This window comes from Salinimicrobium profundisediminis (assembly GCF_026241755.1).
In the GTDB taxonomy this organism is placed as follows: domain Bacteria; phylum Bacteroidota; class Bacteroidia; order Flavobacteriales; family Flavobacteriaceae; genus Salinimicrobium; species Salinimicrobium profundisediminis.
Genome location: NZ_JAPJDA010000032.1, coordinates 1 through 17,496 on the forward strand (window position 1 = coordinate 1; position 17,496 = coordinate 17,496).

Annotated in this window: 15 protein-coding genes; 8 read left to right on the plus strand and 7 right to left on the minus strand. The window is 39.4% G+C overall.

Annotated elements, in window-relative coordinates; translation table 11 throughout:
• From OQ279_RS15885 to OQ279_RS15900, 4 genes are all read left to right on the plus strand, one after another.
• The coding region (locus OQ279_RS15885; RefSeq protein ID WP_266071011.1) for a gamma-glutamyltransferase at positions 1-195 on the plus strand (195 nt) is incomplete at its 5' end.
• A 272-nt stretch (positions 196-467) separates the two neighbouring features.
• A complete protein-coding gene (locus OQ279_RS15890; RefSeq protein WP_266071013.1) occupies positions 468-899 on the plus strand; it encodes an MBOAT family O-acyltransferase in 432 nt (143 codons plus the stop codon).
• Positions 900-989: 90 nt separating this feature from the next.
• The gene (locus OQ279_RS15895; RefSeq protein WP_266071014.1) at positions 990-1,844 is read left to right on the plus strand and encodes a hypothetical protein; all 855 of its coding nucleotides are present in this window, start codon (positions 990-992) and stop codon (positions 1,842-1,844) included.
• Positions 1,845-1,869: 25 nt separating this feature from the next.
• Positions 1,870-2,604, plus strand: a complete 735-nt coding sequence (locus tag OQ279_RS15900; RefSeq protein ID WP_266071015.1) for an acetolactate decarboxylase — start codon at positions 1,870-1,872, stop codon at positions 2,602-2,604.
• 67 nt (positions 2,605-2,671) lie between these two features.
• Here the strand turns inward: OQ279_RS15900 and OQ279_RS15905 are convergent, their stop codons facing one another.
• Positions 2,672-2,890, minus strand: coding sequence for a hypothetical protein (locus tag OQ279_RS15905; protein WP_266071016.1), 219 nt, complete (start codon positions 2,888-2,890; stop codon positions 2,672-2,674).
• Positions 2,891-3,294: 404 nt separating this feature from the next.
• On the opposite strand from OQ279_RS15905, the gene OQ279_RS15910 reads away from it, so the two are divergent.
• The 3 genes from OQ279_RS15910 (at position 3,295) to OQ279_RS15920 (ending at position 8,634) form a co-directional block, all read left to right on the plus strand.
• Complete coding sequence (locus OQ279_RS15910; protein ID WP_266071018.1) at positions 3,295-4,185, plus strand: arsenite methyltransferase; 891 nt, start codon at positions 3,295-3,297, stop codon at positions 4,183-4,185.
• Between the two features lie 352 nt (positions 4,186-4,537).
• Positions 4,538-7,951, plus strand: a complete 3,414-nt coding sequence (locus OQ279_RS15915; protein WP_266071019.1) for an ELWxxDGT repeat protein — start codon at positions 4,538-4,540, stop codon at positions 7,949-7,951.
• The gene (locus OQ279_RS15920) at positions 7,948-8,634 is read left to right on the plus strand and encodes a fibronectin type III domain-containing protein (RefSeq protein WP_266071020.1); all 687 of its coding nucleotides are present in this window, start codon (positions 7,948-7,950) and stop codon (positions 8,632-8,634) included. The genes OQ279_RS15915 and OQ279_RS15920 overlap by 4 nt, the downstream gene beginning before the upstream one ends.
• Positions 8,635-8,868: 234 nt before the next feature.
• Here the strand turns inward: OQ279_RS15920 and OQ279_RS15925 are convergent, their stop codons facing one another.
• From OQ279_RS15925 to OQ279_RS15940, 4 genes are all read right to left on the minus strand, one after another.
• Positions 8,869-9,213: a cupin domain-containing protein gene (locus tag OQ279_RS15925; RefSeq protein WP_266071021.1), complete on the minus strand. Its 345-nt coding sequence runs from the start codon at positions 9,211-9,213 to the stop codon at positions 8,869-8,871.
• A 240-nt stretch (positions 9,214-9,453) separates the two neighbouring features.
• Entirely contained in the window at positions 9,454-11,598 is a 2,145-nt protein-coding gene (locus OQ279_RS15930; protein WP_370866537.1) for a glycoside hydrolase family 97 protein, read from the minus strand.
• 208 nt (positions 11,599-11,806) lie between these two features.
• Complete coding sequence (locus tag OQ279_RS15935) at positions 11,807-13,087, minus strand: alginate export family protein (protein ID WP_266071025.1); 1,281 nt, start codon at positions 13,085-13,087, stop codon at positions 11,807-11,809.
• A 400-nt stretch (positions 13,088-13,487) separates the two neighbouring features.
• Entirely contained in the window at positions 13,488-14,381 is an 894-nt protein-coding gene (locus OQ279_RS15940; RefSeq protein WP_266071027.1) for a diacylglycerol/lipid kinase family protein, read from the minus strand.
• Between the two features lie 134 nt (positions 14,382-14,515).
• On the opposite strand from OQ279_RS15940, the gene surE reads away from it, so the two are divergent.
• A complete protein-coding gene (surE, locus tag OQ279_RS15945; protein ID WP_266071028.1) occupies positions 14,516-15,247 on the plus strand; it encodes a 5'/3'-nucleotidase SurE in 732 nt (243 codons plus the stop codon).
• Between the two features lie 325 nt (positions 15,248-15,572).
• Here surE and OQ279_RS15950 read toward each other — a convergent pair whose 3' ends face one another.
• Together OQ279_RS15950 and gap are read right to left on the minus strand one after the other, a co-directional pair.
• Entirely contained in the window at positions 15,573-16,430 is an 858-nt protein-coding gene (locus tag OQ279_RS15950; RefSeq protein WP_266071030.1) for a BadF/BadG/BcrA/BcrD ATPase family protein, read from the minus strand.
• Between the two features lie 55 nt (positions 16,431-16,485).
• On the minus strand, positions 16,486-17,487 hold the full coding sequence (gap, locus tag OQ279_RS15955) for a type I glyceraldehyde-3-phosphate dehydrogenase (RefSeq protein WP_266071032.1): 1,002 nt from the start codon (positions 17,485-17,487) through the stop codon (positions 16,486-16,488).
• Positions 17,488-17,496: the final 9 nt, after the last annotated feature.

Consider the following 17,496-nt stretch of genomic DNA (forward strand, 5'->3'; position numbering starts at 1 on the left):
CTACCAGACGAAGTGCGTTTTGAACCGAATGGTTTTTCTGAAACCACATTCAATACGCTACAGCAAAAAGGCTACAACATTGAAGTGGGAGAATCTACTATTATTGGAAAGGTAGATGCCATTCTTGTATTGCCTACAGGAAAGCTGGAAGCTGGTGCCGATCCGCGGGGTGACGACGCTGCAGCAGGATTTTAATAGGTCGTAACCACAAAAGCAACTCTGAGGATTAATATTTAAAAAAAATGGCTTTACAGGGGACCACAAACCCGTCGCAACAGCGGCTTGACATTCACGGCCCTACTTTAATTAATGGAAATTTATCTATGTAAAAGTTTAATTAGAATGCTAAGGAACTGCAAATGAGTTAGGATAAAACACAACTACCTGCAAGTTTTAGAAATATTCTTAAATTGATTTAAATTAAATGTTTCTGAATCCCGGCACCAGAATTATATAAAAACTTTTAATTGAATATCAATCTTTCAGATTACGTAAAGAAAAGAAATGGGGTTTCCATGGGAAGTCGGGGGTCATTGCGCAACAATCTTTCCCGCTCCTTTGGGGCTAAGAACTTCTCGACCTTCTGGACATACTGGAATCCTATTTTTGGCTACTACCTCGGAAAATTTATTTTTAAACCATCAAAGAGGATTTTCCCCGCATCCATTGCATTGGTCATTACTTTTTTAGTAAGTGGTTTAATTCACGATACCGTAACAGTACTATTGCGCGGAAAAACATCATTTTTCTTTACAGTATGGTTTCTTTTAATGAGTTTTGCTGTATTACTAACAAAAATTCTGAAGCATAACTGGTCGAAGCAAAGCTGGCTGGTAAGGGCATTAAATAATTTCATCATCATCGTGCTATGCTTACTCCTTACGATCTGGATCCTATGAAAAAAAAGTATTCCATGGGAAATTCTACTTCAGTAAAAGAAAAAGTACCGGCTGTACTTTTCAGAAAAAACAACAGCTTACATCAGCAAAATGAATAAAATTCAGGTCGGTTTTTTAATGTCTTATGATTACCGGTTACTCAAAACCTCCCTTCCATTGGTGTACAGGGAAGCCGATTCTATAATCATTGCGCTCGATAAAGATCTAAGAACGTGGACGGGCAGCAAATTTCAGGTTGAGGAGCAATTTTTTGACTGGCTTGAGACTTTCGACACAGAAAATAAGATCAGCATTTACAGAGATGATTTTTTTCATCCTAATCTCTCACCTATGGAAAATGAGGTAAGGGAAAGAAAAATGCTGGCTTCAAAAATGGGCATAGGGAACTGGCTGATACAGGTAGACAGTGATGAATATTTTATAGATTTTAAAGCTTTTGCTGAAGCCCTGAGATCGCGCAACAAGTATCCCGAAAAGAACCGAATCCAGATTGCAGGTTACTACATTAACCTGTATAAATATACTGGGAATGGCATTTTGTACGTATCGAAACCCCGAAATCAAAAATTTGCCACCAACTATCCCGATTATGTCACAGGGAGAAATACCAGGCAAAGGGTAATCTACGTTCCGCATATTGTTATACACGAATGTTTGTCGAGAAGTGAAGACGAAATAAAGACAAAGTTCTCCAACTGGGGGCATTCGCACCAGGTGAACGGGGAGATCTTTCTCGACAAGTGGAGGCAGATCAATGAAACCAATTACAAACAATTTGAAGATCTCTTTTATTTAGAGCCCGAAAAGTGGAAAAGACTTGATTATGTGCAGGGCCAGTCAATGAATGAAATTATAAAAAATCTAAAATCCCGGGAGTTAATACCTTCCAAAACTCACCTTTTAAGCAAGAATTTTGGGCAGTGGTTCAAATTCTTATTCAAATAATTTTTTACTTTTCAACTAAAAAAATATGACATTTAAGAAACCGGTTATTGCATTACTTACGTTGACAATTTTAAGTTGTATTTCATCAAAAAAAGACCCAACAGTAGAACATGCTGCTGGTGTGAGTATCATTGGAGCCATGAGAAATGTAATGCTTAAAGGAGACCTGCAAGACAGGCTCTCCCTGGACACCATTGCAAATAAAACAGGGCTTTACGGTTTGGGTCCTTTAAGTCATCTTCAGGGCGAACTTCTTATCAACGACGGAAAAAATTATATTTCAAGAGTAACAACAAACGGAAGTTTAGAAGTAAAGAAAAGCTATGATGCATCGGCACCTTTCTTTGTGTATTCAAATGTAGATAAATGGGAAGAAATTGTGTTACCAGATAGTATTGCAACTATTCAGGATGTGGAAAAATATATTGGAGAAAGAACTTCTAAAATCAGCAGTCCCTTTGCATTTAAACTGAAAGGAACTGTAGCCCACGCAAAAATCCATGTGTTAAACCTGCCGGAAGGAGCAAAAGTTTCATCCCCGGCTGAAGCACATGAGAATCAGGTTGATTATGACATTAAAAATGAAAAAGCAGAAATCATCGGATTTTATTCTACAGAACACAAAGGAGTTTTTACGCATCACGATTCCAACACACACATGCATCTTATCACTGCCGATGAACTCAAGATGGGACATTTAGATGAGCTGCAAATTGAAAATATGAGCTTGTACCTCCCGGAAGGTCACTCACAGCAATAATCTTTACCCAGGTAATAGCATTAAAAGGAAACCTTTCAAAAATGGCATTTTTGAAGGGTTGTTTTTCTTATTTACCGTAAGTAGAAAAACAACTATCGGTAGCCCAGTAAGCAGTCGGTTTTGAATCGGGGTAAAATCCGTGGGCGCCAACCTCCTCAAGAGGATCGAGAATACGGGACTGGCTTCCGCCCCCCTTAGCACTTACGGCAGGCTCTTCCCTATCAGTTTTAGAACAAAAAAGTGAACAAAATACAGTTGTGATCACAGCAACAATTACCTTTTCCATCAGTCTGGAATTTGGAGTTAACACTTGTTTGCCGTAGGGAAGCAGAGCCAAATGTAGCAATTAACTTTTTATTAGGAAAACAAATTTTTACATAAAGTGTCAAAAATGAGCTTTTTAGGAACTATTTTTCTGGCTATAGTACTCTGAATATATGGGGAATTTATATTTTTAAGAAATTCAGCCGCTTTGAATTAGTAAGGGATTTCGAAGCATGAAATAGAATTTTGCTTTCCCTTCTTCTGCTGAAAAGTGCTGCTGGCATTGAGCAAGACAATACAAAACCCAGATCGGTCTTAATATCTATTTTTAATTTCCGAAGAAAAAATCTGCAGTATTTTCTCATCTGAAGTATTTATCGTAATATTACAATGAGTATAAAAACTGTTATTCCAAAACTTTAAAATATGAACAGGGATCAGGAACTTAAGAATTCGGTAAAGGAGCGATATGCAAAAATTGCCGAACAGGGAAAAGCAGAGAACGCTGCTTCCTGCTGTGGTGCAACAACACCTTCAAATAAAGTGTACAACATCATGATGGATGATTACACGGGAACCGGTGGTTACGTTGAAGAGGCCGATTTGGGCCTGGGCTGCGGACTACCTACTCAATATGCAGGTATTAAAAAGGGCGATACCGTAATAGATCTTGGATCGGGTGCCGGAAACGACTGCTTTGTAGCCCGACATGAAACAGGGCCGGAAGGTAAAGTAATAGGTATAGATTTTACTCCTGCCATGATCGCTAAAGCCCGTATTAATGCCGAAAAACTTGGTTTTAACAACGTAGAATTCCGCGAAGGAGATATTGACGAAATGCCGGTGAATGAAGGTAGCGCCGATGTGATTGTGAGTAACTGCGTACTTAACCTGGTACCCGATAAGCCGAAAGTAATTAAAGAGATCTACAGGGTTTTAAAACCTGGCGGGCATTTTAGTATTTCGGATATTGTCTTAGTGGGGGAATTGCCTGAAGCTTTACGTGAAGACGCAGAAATGTATGCGGGATGTGTGGCAGGAGCCATACAAAAAGAGGGTTATCTGCAGCACATTAAAGATGCAGGTTTCAAAAATGTAACTCTTCAAAAAGAAAAACCTATTACCATCCCCGATGATATTCTGGAGAAATATCTTTCTACGGAAGATATGACCGCCTTTAAGCAAGGAGCAACCGGGATCTTTAGTATTACGGTTTATGCAGAAAAACCGGGCGCTGTAAAAGATAAACCTAAATTAAAAATGGTAGACCTGCAATCGCAGGGTGCATGTTGTACTCCCGATTCTGGTTGCTGCTAGAGAAAAAACAGAGATATTTATTGCCATTTTGATTATAAAAAAACCTGTTCCTAATTAATTAGGGGCAGGTTTTTTTTATTAGCCGGCTACATATTTTTTCCCGTCTGCCAAATGAACATTTTTTTCAATAAAGTTTATGTCAATTAATAAATCTTTAGTGTAGTAAATTCTTTACAAAATAAATCTTGTATTTTAAGAAAATTTTTAGATTTACAATCTGATAACATTCCGGCTTCTTCCCTACCATTAGCCAGAACAAATAAACCGATTCTTCTATAGGTATATTATTAATGTTGATAGATGATATTTAAGCATCTACCAATTTTATAGAAGAGATAACATCATCGCCCACATGAAACAAATTTACTTTCTCGTCCTCATTCTATCCCTGTTTAACATCACAGATTCTTTCAGCCAAAATTTTAATGCCAGTTTAATTGAGCTATATTTTGCCAATGACAGTAATCCCAGCGAGTTTATTAAATCTGATTCTGGTTTTTATTTCACCGCTATAGATCGCCATAACGGAAGAGAACTGTGGTTTACTGACGGAAACCTTGAAAATACCCGAATGGTTAAAGACATAGCTGAAGGTGACAGAGATTCAGGTGTTATTCCATTGGGGGTAATTGGAGATATGTTGTTTTTCCAGGCCCGTATTAATTGGTCTTCAGATCCTCAACTCTGGGTTAGCGATGGGACTGAAAATGGCACCTATCCTATTAAAGATATTCTTGTTTATGAAATGTTCATATTTCAGGGAAAAGCTTTTTTTCAATCTTCTGGGGAAGCCGCAGGAAACGAATTGTGGGTAAGCGACGGCACCTCTGAAGGAACCAGACTTTTTAAGGATATAAATGAAGGGTTGAATGGAAGTCATCCCTCCGGATTTTTTGAATTAAATAACCATCTATATTTTACAGCTAATGATGGAAAATCTGGTAGAGAAATATGGAAAACTGATGGAACCTCTGTGGGCACTATTTTATTAAAAGATATTCATGCTGCTCAAAGTGCATTTTACAACAATATACATTTCTTAGAATTTGATGATCAATTATACTTTATGGCCGAAGATGGGCAGAATGGAAATGAGCTTTATAAAAGCGATGGAACTGAAGAAGGCACTGTCATGATAAAAGATATTAATCCTAACGGCAATGCTGCTACCCACCTGATTGGTACAGTAACTCCACACGGAATTTTTTTTATAGCTACAGATGGGCAAAATGGGTATGAACTATGGAAAAGCGATGGAACCGAAAATGGAACTGTAATGGTTAAAAACATCACACAGCAGGGGGATACCTTCAGTTTTTATAGTTCTTCTGATAATTTTGCTACTTCAGGAAATACGGTCTTTTTTGTCGCTAATGATGACATTAACGGAGCCGAACTATGGAAAACAGATGGAACCGAGGAAGGAACCTTGATCGTAAAAGATATTAGTCCCGGTAGTAACTCGACCTATATAGGGCATTTAAAAAGCTTTGGAGATAGAGTTCTTTTTGTGGCTTCTGCAAATAACCAGGAACTTTCTCAGCTTTGGACAAGTGATGGTACAGAGAACGGCACCATCCCACTAAACGAAGTAGATATAACTACTAATCTCTCCAGCTTCAATTTTGAATTTATTGAATTTGAACACAAAGTTTATTTTGTGGCAAACTCAATAATTCATGGTCACGAATTATGGGTAACCGATGGAACAGCAGATGGCACAAAACTCTTTAAGGATTTTAATCACTGGTGGAGTAGCAACGCCAACAACTTCCTTGACATTGATGGCCTGTTATATTTTAGTGCTAGAAAATATTCCCATGGAAATAATTTATTTATAAGTAATGGAACCCTTGAAGGCACAAAAAGAGTAAAAGAGATCAATTCAGACTACATGGCCATAGACGAAAATTCTGAAATGATTGAGATGAATGGCAAGCTATATTTTAGTGCTGTAGATGCAGAGTATGGCTATGAACTGTGGGTAAGTGATGGCACCGCCAGTGGTACTCAAATGATAAAAGATATAGCACCGGGATCCAGAAGTAGTATGACCAGTGAAGGTTACAGTAAAACTTTTTCTGTTGTTGGTGATAAGTTGTTTTTTAGAGCCAATGATGGAGTCCATGGTAATGAATTATGGATGAGTGATGGAACTCCTTCAGGAACAAAATTAGTTAAGGATCTATATCCCGGAGCCGCAACTGGTGGTGCTTCTAATATTGTGTCTTTGAATAACACCATCTATTTTAGAGGTGCTGACAATACTGGACCTGCCTTATGGAAATCTGACGGAACATCCGGTGGTACTGTGAAAGTAAAAAACCTTCAGGGTCTCCGACAAATTAGAGCGCTCAATAACAAACTTATTCTTACCGCCGATCTTCAAAACAGCACCTATGGTGCTCATGATCTTTTTTCTTCGGACGGAACTACCGAGGGAACAATACACCTGAAAGCTTTTGGAGGTAGTAGTGGTGGAGATATCCAATTCATGACCGTACTAAATGATGAATTATATTTCGTTGCCAAAAACCCCGAAACATTTAGAGAATCTGTTTATAAAACTGACGGAACATTGGAAGGCACAAAGCTAATGGTCGATGGTGGAACAATTGGAGTTCATCCGGATATTAACGTCATCACCACCTGTGGGGACTACGTCTATTTCGTAGCCGAGAAAGAGAATAGTTACAACGGAGCCGAACTATGGAGAACTGCAGGTTCACCTGAAACCACCATCAGGTTGACCAAAACAACCGAGGGAGTTTATAACTATATAAGTTCTCTGGCCTGTTTTCAAGATAATATTTATTTTAAGGATGCATATAATACTCCGGAAATCTGGCGAACAGATGGAAGCCCCGAGAATACGGATTTGATTTCTTATACCGTCAACGGAGGTGTTCCAACAGATGACTTAATGATTAATAAACTTGTCGCCGGTAAGAATGTTCTCTATTTCCTTGGAAGCACCAGTGAAAGCGGGGAGGAACTCTACGCCATCCAAAATGGCGAAATAGCCGTTCTTCCTGTAGATGAAATTCCCTCGGAAAATTTATCGACAGATCTCTTTACAATTGAAATTAGTAATGAGACATGTGCAGGTAAAGACAATGGGGAACTTTTTATTGAAGCTTCAGAAGAACATCCCTTTCTTGCCGAAATAAATGGAAAAGCTTATAGTTTTTTTAAAGAATTAATGCTCGGGAACCTTAAGCCAGATGACTATACTATTTGTATCACTATTGAATCCCGTACAGATTTCCAGCAGTGTTTTGAATTTAGGATAGATTCTGGTGGTTTCCTTGAAGGCGTGATGCAGTCAATGCCCCGTCCCACCGGAAATTTTGTAAATGTCAATATTGAAAATGGCACAGCTCCTTTTATAGCCACGCTCAACGGAAAACTTATTGACACTTACGCTTCTTCTGAGTTTTCTGTATTAACGAATGGTAAAGGAACATTGGAAATTTCCTCTGGAAAAGCCTGCGAAGGAAAGTTAGCCTTAAATGTTGAAGGAAGTGACTTAATGGTAGCTTTTCCTAATCCAACTACTGCAGAACTACATATTACAATTCCCGAAGGCAATTTCGGAAAACTTCCGGTGCATCTCTACAATGGATCTGGCCAGCTTATTTCTTCAGCTACTTATAGCATCAAGAACCATCTGCTAACAATCGATGTTGAAGATCTGAAACCCGGTGTTTATTATGCAGTATTGAAATTAAAAATTCCGCACACTATTCAATTTGTGAAAAGATGAAAAATTTAAAATTTATTATTCTCTGCTTTCTGTTCTTTGCATGTTCTGCTGACTCTGAGCCAACAGATGAAAACAAAAAACAAAATAAAGCTCCGGAAGTACCAGTCTTATTAAATCCTGAAGACAACCTGTTCTGTATAGATAACGAGCTGGATTTTAGCTGGATTTCTGCAACAGACCCTGAAGGGGAGAATGTTTCTTACGTATTCGAGATTTCAACATCAAGTGATTTTTCTGAGATATACTATAGAAAAGAACTCAGTTCCCTGACCGTCAACAAACAAGTCGATAAAGGCATGAATTATTACTGGAGGGTGGTTGCTAAAGATAGCAAAGGAAATACCAGTGCCTATTCAGCTGTTCGCAACTTTTATACTGAAGAAGCACCAAGTACAAATTCATTGCCGTCTGTTCCGAAAAAATTAAGTCCTAAAGAATATAAAATATACGGTTCAGTAGTAGAATTAGCCTGGGAATCTATAGATCTGGATAATGACGAACTGAAGTATGATCTTTACTTTGGTACTTCTGAAAATCCTCCTTTATTGGAAGAAAATCTATTAACCAATGCCTTTGAAATTAACAATTTAGCAGCCGGGACAATTTATCATTGGATGATTGTTACAATAGACGGAAAAGGTGGAAAATCTATAGGACAAGTCTGGAGTTTTAAAACAAATTAATTGAAGTTTTACTATTAAGTCTGTACCATACAGATTTAAAAATGATCTATTAGCATAGGCTTATAAGAAATATGTAAACTTAATCCTCATCCTGATTTTCCTTGGTTCTTCTCTTTAAGGAATGGGACAGGAATAAAATTTACTGCTAATTTTAAAATATAAGTAGCTGCTCAAAATTGCGAGATTTTAAGCAGCTACATTTTAATTTAGATCATTTTTCATAGAAAGGAATTCCTAAGAATCTTCAGCTACACCTTTCACCCTCTCGGCAGTATCAGATTTTGACAGGGTGAGCCGCACTATACTATCCTCCTCGGCTTTGAGATCGTGAGGTATATCACCTTCTAAAGACAGTAGATCTCCTTTGTGAATGGTGTGGACTTCTCCGTTTACTCCAAAATTTATGGCGCCCTCAAAAAGTTCCACCACAATAGGATAAGGAGTTTTATGTTCTTTCATGACCTGGCCTTTTTTCATAGCTATTCTTATTTCCCTGCTGCTATCGGTATCCAACAGCACTTTAACTGCAGGTTTTTCATCATTATATTCGAGATCTTTAAGTAGAGAAGCAGTTTTCATAATTTATTTTTTGATTCAAATTTTAAAGTACAAAAACTTCAGGAGAAGGTTGAAATTTAAACAGAATCCTAACATTTATTTCTGATTTCAATACTTCAGCGGAAGCTATTTCCTTGTGAATTTATTCAGCTTCAGTAGAACTGAAATTCAAAAAAGTGCAATTAAATTTTCTGAAACAGCAATAAAAAAACCGCTTAAAAATGACATTTTAAGCGGTTCTTCAGAAGAAATTTATTTTAACTACAATCTTCTAAGGCCTCTGGTTTCAGATTTATCTGCTTCCATGATGCTGATGGCGTATCCACCACCCGCAGCCGAACGCTGCGACAACTTAGATTTGTTGTTCACTACTACCTTTCTTATCTCGTATGCCTGCGGATTATCTTTGTAATGCGCATCTTTAGCATCTGAATATATCGTCGCTATATAGGTTTTGTATCCATCAAGAAAATCAAATTTAATCTTTGAAGTTCTTGGCTGCTCCCCATTCACGTTCCCAACAAACCAGTCATTTGTACCTTTTTCTTTTCGTGCAATTGTGATGTAATCTCCCGGTTCAGCTTCAAGATAAACACTCTCTTCCCAATCCATTCCCACATCTTTTATAAACTGAAAAGCATCCATAAAACGTTCGTAGTTCTCCGGGAAATCTGCAGCCATTTGCAGCGGAGAATACATGGTTACATATAACGCCAACTGATTTGCAATTGTACTGTTCACCCAGGAATCATTATCTGGGTTCGCTTTGCTAATGTCCATTTCAAAAATTCCCGGCGTGTAATCCATAGGTCCGCCAATCAATCTCGTGAAAGGCAAGACAGTTACGTGATTTGGCTTTGAGCCTCCAAACGCCTGATACTCGGTACCACGAGCCGATTCGTTTCCGATGAGATTTGGCCAGGTGCGGGCAATTCCTGTAGGTCTTACCGCCTCGTGAGCATTCACCATGATCTCATAATCGGCGGCTTTTTCGATGGCATATTGATAATGCTCTACCAGCCATTGGCTGTAGTGGTTCTCCCCTCTTGGCAGGATGTCACCCACATATCCACTTTTTACAGCATTGTAGCCGTGATCTTTCATGAACTGATATGCAGAATCAAGGTGACGCTCATAGTTTCTTACCGAAGAAGAGGTCTCATGGTGCATGATCATCTCAACACCTTTGCTCTTAGCATAATCTCTTACTTCCTCCAAATCGAAGTCTGGATACGGAGTCATAAAGTCAAAAACATAATCTTTGGAATTCCCAAACCAGTCTTCCCATCCAATATTCCAGCCTTCTACAAGCACTCCGTCAAAGCCGTGTTTCGCAGCAAAGTCAATATACCGCTTTACATTTTTTGTGGTTGCCCCGTGGGTATCATTGGGAGTGGCATTCTCATAATCGGTCTCCCCCAGTTTTACAGCAGGAAAGTCGTTGGTGTAATGCCAGGAACTTTTCCCGGTGATCATTTCCCACCATACGCCTACGTACTTTACCGGCTTTATCCATGAAGTATCGTCAATAGCTACAGGATCGTTAAGGTTGTAGGTCATTCTTGAAGCCAGAATATCACGGGCATCATCGCTCACAATAATCGTTCTCCAGGGAGTTTTTCCCGGCGCGATCATGTAAGCTTTATTTCCGGTTACATCGGGGGTAAGCCATGATTCAAAGATCATGTTCTCATCATCCAGCTCCAGGTGCATTGCAGAATAATCAAGCAAAGCAGCTTCATGCAGATTGATGTAAAGTCCTTCATCTGTTTTCATCAAGAGTGAAGTTTGCACTCCGGTATCCGAAAATGAGGTTTGGGAAAGGTTATCTGTAATAGAACCTTCCATTTCTCCTCTAATTTCAGAAAGTTTTGATTCAATATAATCATATTCCTGGGTGTCGTAATCTCCCGGGATCCAAAACGCTGTATGATCTCCTGTCATGGCAAACTGGGTTTTTTCATCTTCTACGATAAAGTGCCCCAGGTTTTGCTGCTGCGGAAATTCATACCTAAAACCGAGTCCGTCATTGAACACCCGAAACCGGATGATCATCTCACGATTGGTAGATTTTTGGTTGAGTACTACCGCGAGTTCGTTGTATTTATTCAAAATCTCGCTCTCTTCTCCCCAAACAGGCTCCCAGGTCTCGTCAAACTGAGATTCTTCCCGTTCAATTACTTCAAAATCATTAAGTAGGGAATGTTCATCATCTTTTATTTTAAAGCCCAGGGTACTGGTTTTAACAACAGGCTTCCCTTTGTAAGAAAGGCTATATGCGGGAGTACCGTCTTCCAGCAACTCGAATTGCATTTGCACTTCCCCATTGGGAGACGCCACTTTTTGAGCTACTGCCGGTGCGTTAAAACCTAACCAAAGGCAGGTAATTATTAGTAACTGCTTCATCTTCAATTTTCTCATTTTGTAATATTAATCGTTGATTTGAAAAACAAATATAATGCTTCTTATATAGAAGAAATGCACACTTCTCTCAACTTAATAAATTAAAAAAAGCTGTCTAAAAAGCTGTTCAGTGGTGGTTCTGAAAATGAATCAGAAGGCCACAAACATTACTTTTCAGACAGCTTTTTGTGCTGAAATATTATTTCTGAAATTAAATACCGGCGTCGGGATTTTGGGTTTTAGTAAAACTGAAAAGCTTCGGACTAAAATTCAACATTATCCATGCCCAGTTTTGTGTCTGCCCACTGTCACCACCTTTTAGGATCTCCAGCGAATCACTTCCAAACATTTGAGAATATCCGAGGTTTATACCAAAATCTTTTCTGAATTTATATCCGGCAGAGAGGTCGATCTCGGTGCCCAGGTAGCTGTCTTGTTCATTCCCGGCGATATCTACTATTTTTGCTGCTGAAGAAAAGACATGTGGTACCACCGAAAATTCAAATTTAGAAGTGACATAGGATAACTTTCCGTAGAGGTCCAGCAAACCGACTGTATTCTGGTGGTTGCCCACATAAAAATAGTCCATATGCCCGTTAAAGGCGTGATTGGTTCCAAAAAGTGGAGTGAAAGACTTATTTTCTCCCGAAGTATCGTCCATATCGGTTCCTGAAAGATACTCTCCTCCCAGGCCTGCTCTCCAGTTTTTGTTCAGTTTGTAGTTGAGGTTAAGCCCCGCATACAAGGCAGAAACATCTTTGTCATTGCGGCTTCCGGCCTGGCCGTATACTCCTAAATCTCCAAAAAATTCCCCTGAGACAAAATTGTGAAAAGCCCCAAAAGTCTGGATATATTCTATCTCCCTGTCCTGTTGTACGGTGTCAAATTCATAACCTGTATTCATCAGCAAAAAGCTAAAGCCAACATTATTCACATCCATGTGATACCAGGCCATTTGCAGGTTTTGATAAGAATTCACGAGGTAAGGCGCGTCAATAATGGTCTCGGCTTCAGCGTTGTAAGCCGCGGCCACATCGAGCCTGTGATTTAAAGCTGGTTTCCATGAAAGCAAGGCTGCATCATGACTTTGCCCCTGCTGGGCCCAGTTCACCTCTCCAAGAATCCGTTGATTGTCGTAAGAAAGCACCTGCCGCCCAACCCGAAACAGCAAATTTGGATTCGCCTGGTACTGCCCGTAGGCTTCAAAAATTGAAAAAGCATTATTATCTTCAAGACGCATAGTTGGAGCATCTCCCCAAACACCAACACTTTGGCCCGAAAACTTCACCAGAAGATCCTCATCCTGGTAACCCAGGGTTAAACGGCTGCGTTGGGAAACCTGTGCAGCAGGATCTGTGTTTTCAGATAAAAGGGTTTTGTATCCGTTTCGATATTCATAACGTGGCCGAATTTGCAGATCGGCTTCAAAAGTTTGTGCAGTAGTAGAAAAAAAGGTCAAAAGTGATGTAAAAAGCAGGAGGCTGCGTTTCATGAGAATATAATTTTATTGCACAAAAGAAGACAAAAATATCCTTATTCAATATGATCTCGCTCATATTGCTGCTTTTGCACCTCCAGCCAATAAAAATGAAAACTTCAAATACTTTACCTCTCAAAAAGGCTAAAAAACGGATCTCTTTTCTTCGGAAGTTATAAGTAATAACTCTCATCAATTGAATTACTTCTGAAGCAGAATACAACAAGAATCAAGAAACGTGACACGAAAGCTTCCGTAGAAATTACCTGCCAAAAATGCCTTTTTTGAGGCTGAATAGAGTGTGTACAGTAATGATCCTTCTGAAAAACACACCCATACTCAGTTCGCTACAAGCTTCAGAAGAAATTGGGCGGAGCAACCTTTATTTGTTTCAGGAAATTGATGGAAAGCAATGCTAGGGTGTCAAAAATGTGAAAAATCCTTTTCGGTTATTCACCTTAATCTCTTCCTCCCGGTAGTCTTCAATAATCTCATCATCAATATGCACATCTTTACCTATCCACTTGAGGCGAAGCGACTTCACCTTGAGTAGATCGGCGAAATCTTCCAGTTTCTTAGCTGTATTCTTTTCGTTAAGATGATCTTCTATATAAGATTTGAGTTCCTCTCTTCTTTCCTCCCGCACTGTTATCAGTTCAAAATATCCGTCTCCGGTCTCGGCGTTGGGAGCGAGTTCAATATTGGGCCCAATATACCTGATATTCATTAGCTCTATGAGAAGGAATTTTCCTGTGATCTCTTTATCGCCGGCAATAATAATTGCTTCGCGGGCTTCATAAAAATCAATGACCTTCACCAGTGTTTCCCGGGACTTCTTTATCTCATCCTGTTTCTCATCATCATCGAGAGCTTTCATTTCCCGCACCAGTTTCGGAAAAATACCACAGCCTATACTTTCAATAAAAAAACCCGCTTCTTCAACTCCCTCCACTATGCCAATATCAAAGCCTGTTTTTGTGTTTTGTGCGGTAATTCCTTCTTCCGGAACTTTTATACCCAGTGTAGTGGCTATATTATTGGCGGTACCGTAAGGCAGTACCTGCACCGGCACCTGCTTTATACTCTCTTTGGCTTCAAGCATGCACGCAGCAAACTTTTGCACCGTACCATCTCCCCCTGCCACAAAAATCACATCGGCCTGCTCTTTGGTAAATCGCTTCATAAAAGGGTCACTGGTTGAGAAATATGACACTTCAAAACCGACTTTTTCTGCCTGTTTAACAAGACTATCTTTTTCATGATTTCCATTACCGGCTGTTGGATTATGAATGAGAATAGCTTTTTTCATGACGCGAGTTTACTTCAAATATAAGATGCTGACAGGAGTTAAAAAGACTCATTAACACAGACTTATAATTCTCTCGTTTCATGTTTTGCTAAAGTTTTGTAATTTCAGGAATAAGACCAAAAAACTATTGCACTATGAAAATACTGGTAACCAATGACGACGGAATATATAGTCCCGGCCTTTCGTGCCTGGCCAAATGCGCTTCAAAATACGGCGAGGTAATTGTCATGGCACCCGATGTGGAACAGTCATCTATGGGGCAGGCAATAACTTCGGCGCGGCCCATTACCTATAAGAAATCTCCTATTCATTTTGAAGGAATGGAAGCATACAGGGTGAGTGGGACCCCGGCCGATTGTGTAGCGCTGGGCGTTCATTTGTTTGATGATATTGACATTGTACTTTCGGGGATCAATATTGGTGCTAACCTGGGAAATTCGGCGTGGCATTCGGGGACACTTTCTGCTGCCCGGCAGGCGGTGCTTTTTGGGATCCGCGGAATTGCGCTGAGTGTCTCCGTCGGCGAGAACGAACCCGATTTCGACAATTTAGAACCTTATGTCGTTGCTTCCCTGAAGGAAGTGATGAACGAATCTTCTATGGAATTGCTCAACATTAATTTTCCAAGAAATCCTGAAGGCGAAATAGTCTGGACCTGCCAGTCGGTACGCCATTATGATGGCAAGGTTGTACAGCAGGAAGACCCTATGGGCCGCGAACACTACTGGTTTACGGTTTTCCCTATTGAAGAAGTGGAAGAAGGCACCGACAGATGGGCCGTAAAACACGGCAAAACCAGCATTACCCCAATGATCCTCGACCTTACAGATAAAAAGATCTACGAGGCGAAAAATGGAAAAGGATAATACCTTCTTCGGAAATAGTTTCTTTAAAATACCTTTCAAAAATGACATTTTTGAAAGGTATTTTGGTAATAAGGTAAACCGAAGCAGATAATTTCTTTTGTCAGCAAAAAATGCAATGATTAATAAAAAAGTTAACTTCTTCGGAAGAAAAAGGCTTCAGATAAATGATATTTTAAAAGGCTGGATCTTCTTTCCTTATCATTTTCAGCTGAAAGATTCTCTTTCATAAAAAAGTCTTCAGAAATGACATTTTAGAGACTTTATAAAAAAATAGCAGCCACCTATGAGAGGCAGCTGCTATGTAAAAAAACTGGAAGGTAAAAAGTTATTTTCCTATGATGTGTTTTCTATAGTAATCAAGAATTCCATCTATTGGCCGCTGTACAAAATTACCCGCCTCAAGCCTGTAAGGCTGTAAAGAATCTTTGATAATATCCTGAGAAAAATAAGCGATTGAACCTACAAAATGTATTGGCACATTTTGAGCTTCTTTGAAGCAAAGTACTCTATGTTCAATAAAGTTTTGCATCCCTTCGGCTATTAGCTGATAGAAATACCCGTTTCTTTCATTCTTGAAAATGAATTCAGCAAAATGAGCGAGATATGTATTGGGATTATCCTTTTTATAAATGTTCTCTTTTATGGCATCTGAAGAAAGATCGTACTCTTTTTCGAAGATCTCGGCGAGTTTCTTCGGCATTTTCTTATAGTAGTAATCTCTGATAAGCCTTTTTCCGAAGTAATTTCCGCTGGCTTCATCCATTAGAATAAAACCGAGAGAATCTGCGGCTGTTCTTATAGATTTTCCGTCGTAATAACAACTGTTGGAGCCGGTCCCAAGAATACATACTATGCCCGGCTTATCGGTAACTGCATATACAGCTGCCACCATATCTTCCTGTACCTTTACTTCAGTGGCACCCGAAAAGAATGAGCTAAGAATAGATTGCAGTAAGGCTGTAGGTTTAGGGGTTCCACATCCTGCACCGTAGAAATGTACCATTTCTACTTTTTCTTTTACCTGGCTTAAGTCAACATTTTCCTCCAGTCTTGCCTGAAGTACTTCGGTTTTGAACACTGCAGGATTAAGTCCTTTGGTGCGCGTTTTCATGATTTGCTCCCCTTTCGAATCTAGTAAGATCCAGTCACACTTAGTGGAGCCTCCGTCTGCTATTAAAATCATAATAGGAAAGTATCAAAAAGCCCTGAAAGAAAATATCAGGGCTTTTTCTAATTAATTACTTAAGTGAAGCTACGTGAGCAGATAGGTCTACTAATTTAGCTGAATATCCATACTCATTGTCATACCATGCTACCAACTTAAAGAAGTTGTCATTCAAGGCAATACCTGCACCTGCATCAAAGTTACAAACGTGAGGGTTAGACACATAGTCTTGAGATACTACTTGTTCTTCGGTATAAGAAAGAATTCCTTTGTAAGGACCTTCGGCAGCTTTTTTGAAGGCTGCTTTGATATCTTCATAAGAGGCAGCTTTCTCGGTTCTCACTGTAAGGTCAACTACAGAAACATCGGCTGTAGGAACTCTAAAAGCCATACCTGTTAGTTTCCCGTCAAGTTTTGGGATTACTTTTCCAACTGCTTTAGCTGCTCCTGTAGAAGATGGGATAATGTTGATCAAAGCACTTCTACCACCTCTCCAGTCTTTTCTGGAAGGACCATCTACTGTCATTTGAGTAGCTGTGGTAGCGTGAATAGTAGTCATAAGACCTTCTACAAGACCAAACTCATCATCAACGATCTTAGCCAATGGCGCAAGACAGTTGGTTGTACATGATGCATTTGAAACAACTTTATCATCTGCTGTGATATCCTGATGGTTAACACCCATCACGAACATTGGAGCGTCTTTTGAAGGAGCTGAGATCACCACTTTTTTAGCACCTGCTGTAAGGTGTTTTGCTGCAGTATCTTTAGTTGTGAAAATACCAGTACAATCCATCACGATCTCGGCACCAACTTCGTCCCATTTAAGATCTTCAGGATTTTTTTCGGCAGTAATGCGCACGGTTTTCCCGTTCACAACAAGATTACCACCTTCAATTTCCACAGTACCATTAAAGTTTCCGTGAACTGAGTCATATTTTAAAAGATATGCAAGATGGTCTACATCCAGCAGGTCGTTAATTCCCACAACTTCTACATCTTCTCTTTCGCTGGCAATTCTAAAAGCGATTCTTCCAATTCGACCAAATCCGTTTATTCCTATTTTAGTACTCATAATATTTGA

What these genes read in the sequence shown, in the direction of transcription:
- OQ279_RS15915 (WP_266071019.1), top strand. Translation starts at nt 4,538, where the DNA reads ATGAAACAAATTTACTTTCTCGTCCTCATTCTATCCCTGTTTAACATC.
- OQ279_RS15925 (WP_266071021.1), bottom strand. Translation starts at nt 9,213, where the DNA reads ATGAAAACTGCTTCTCTACTTAAAGATCTCGAATATAATGATGAAAAA.
- gap (WP_266071032.1), bottom strand. Translation starts at nt 17,487, where the DNA reads ATGAGTACTAAAATAGGAATAAACGGATTTGGTCGAATTGGAAGAATC.
- OQ279_RS15930 (WP_370866537.1), bottom strand. Translation starts at nt 11,598, where the DNA reads ATGAAGCAGTTACTAATAATTACCTGCCTTTGGTTAGGTTTTAACGCA.
- surE (WP_266071028.1), top strand. Translation starts at nt 14,516, where the DNA reads ATGAAAATACTGGTAACCAATGACGACGGAATATATAGTCCCGGCCTT.
- OQ279_RS15905 (WP_266071016.1), bottom strand. Translation starts at nt 2,890, where the DNA reads ATGGAAAAGGTAATTGTTGCTGTGATCACAACTGTATTTTGTTCACTT.
- OQ279_RS15920 (WP_266071020.1), top strand. Translation starts at nt 7,948, where the DNA reads ATGAAAAATTTAAAATTTATTATTCTCTGCTTTCTGTTCTTTGCATGT.
- OQ279_RS15900 (WP_266071015.1), top strand. Translation starts at nt 1,870, where the DNA reads ATGACATTTAAGAAACCGGTTATTGCATTACTTACGTTGACAATTTTA.
- OQ279_RS15895 (WP_266071014.1), top strand. Translation starts at nt 990, where the DNA reads ATGAATAAAATTCAGGTCGGTTTTTTAATGTCTTATGATTACCGGTTA.
- OQ279_RS15940 (WP_266071027.1), bottom strand. Translation starts at nt 14,381, where the DNA reads ATGAAAAAAGCTATTCTCATTCATAATCCAACAGCCGGTAATGGAAAT.
- OQ279_RS15950 (WP_266071030.1), bottom strand. Translation starts at nt 16,430, where the DNA reads ATGATTTTAATAGCAGACGGAGGCTCCACTAAGTGTGACTGGATCTTA.
- OQ279_RS15910 (WP_266071018.1), top strand. Translation starts at nt 3,295, where the DNA reads ATGAACAGGGATCAGGAACTTAAGAATTCGGTAAAGGAGCGATATGCA.
- OQ279_RS15935 (WP_266071025.1), bottom strand. Translation starts at nt 13,087, where the DNA reads ATGAAACGCAGCCTCCTGCTTTTTACATCACTTTTGACCTTTTTTTCT.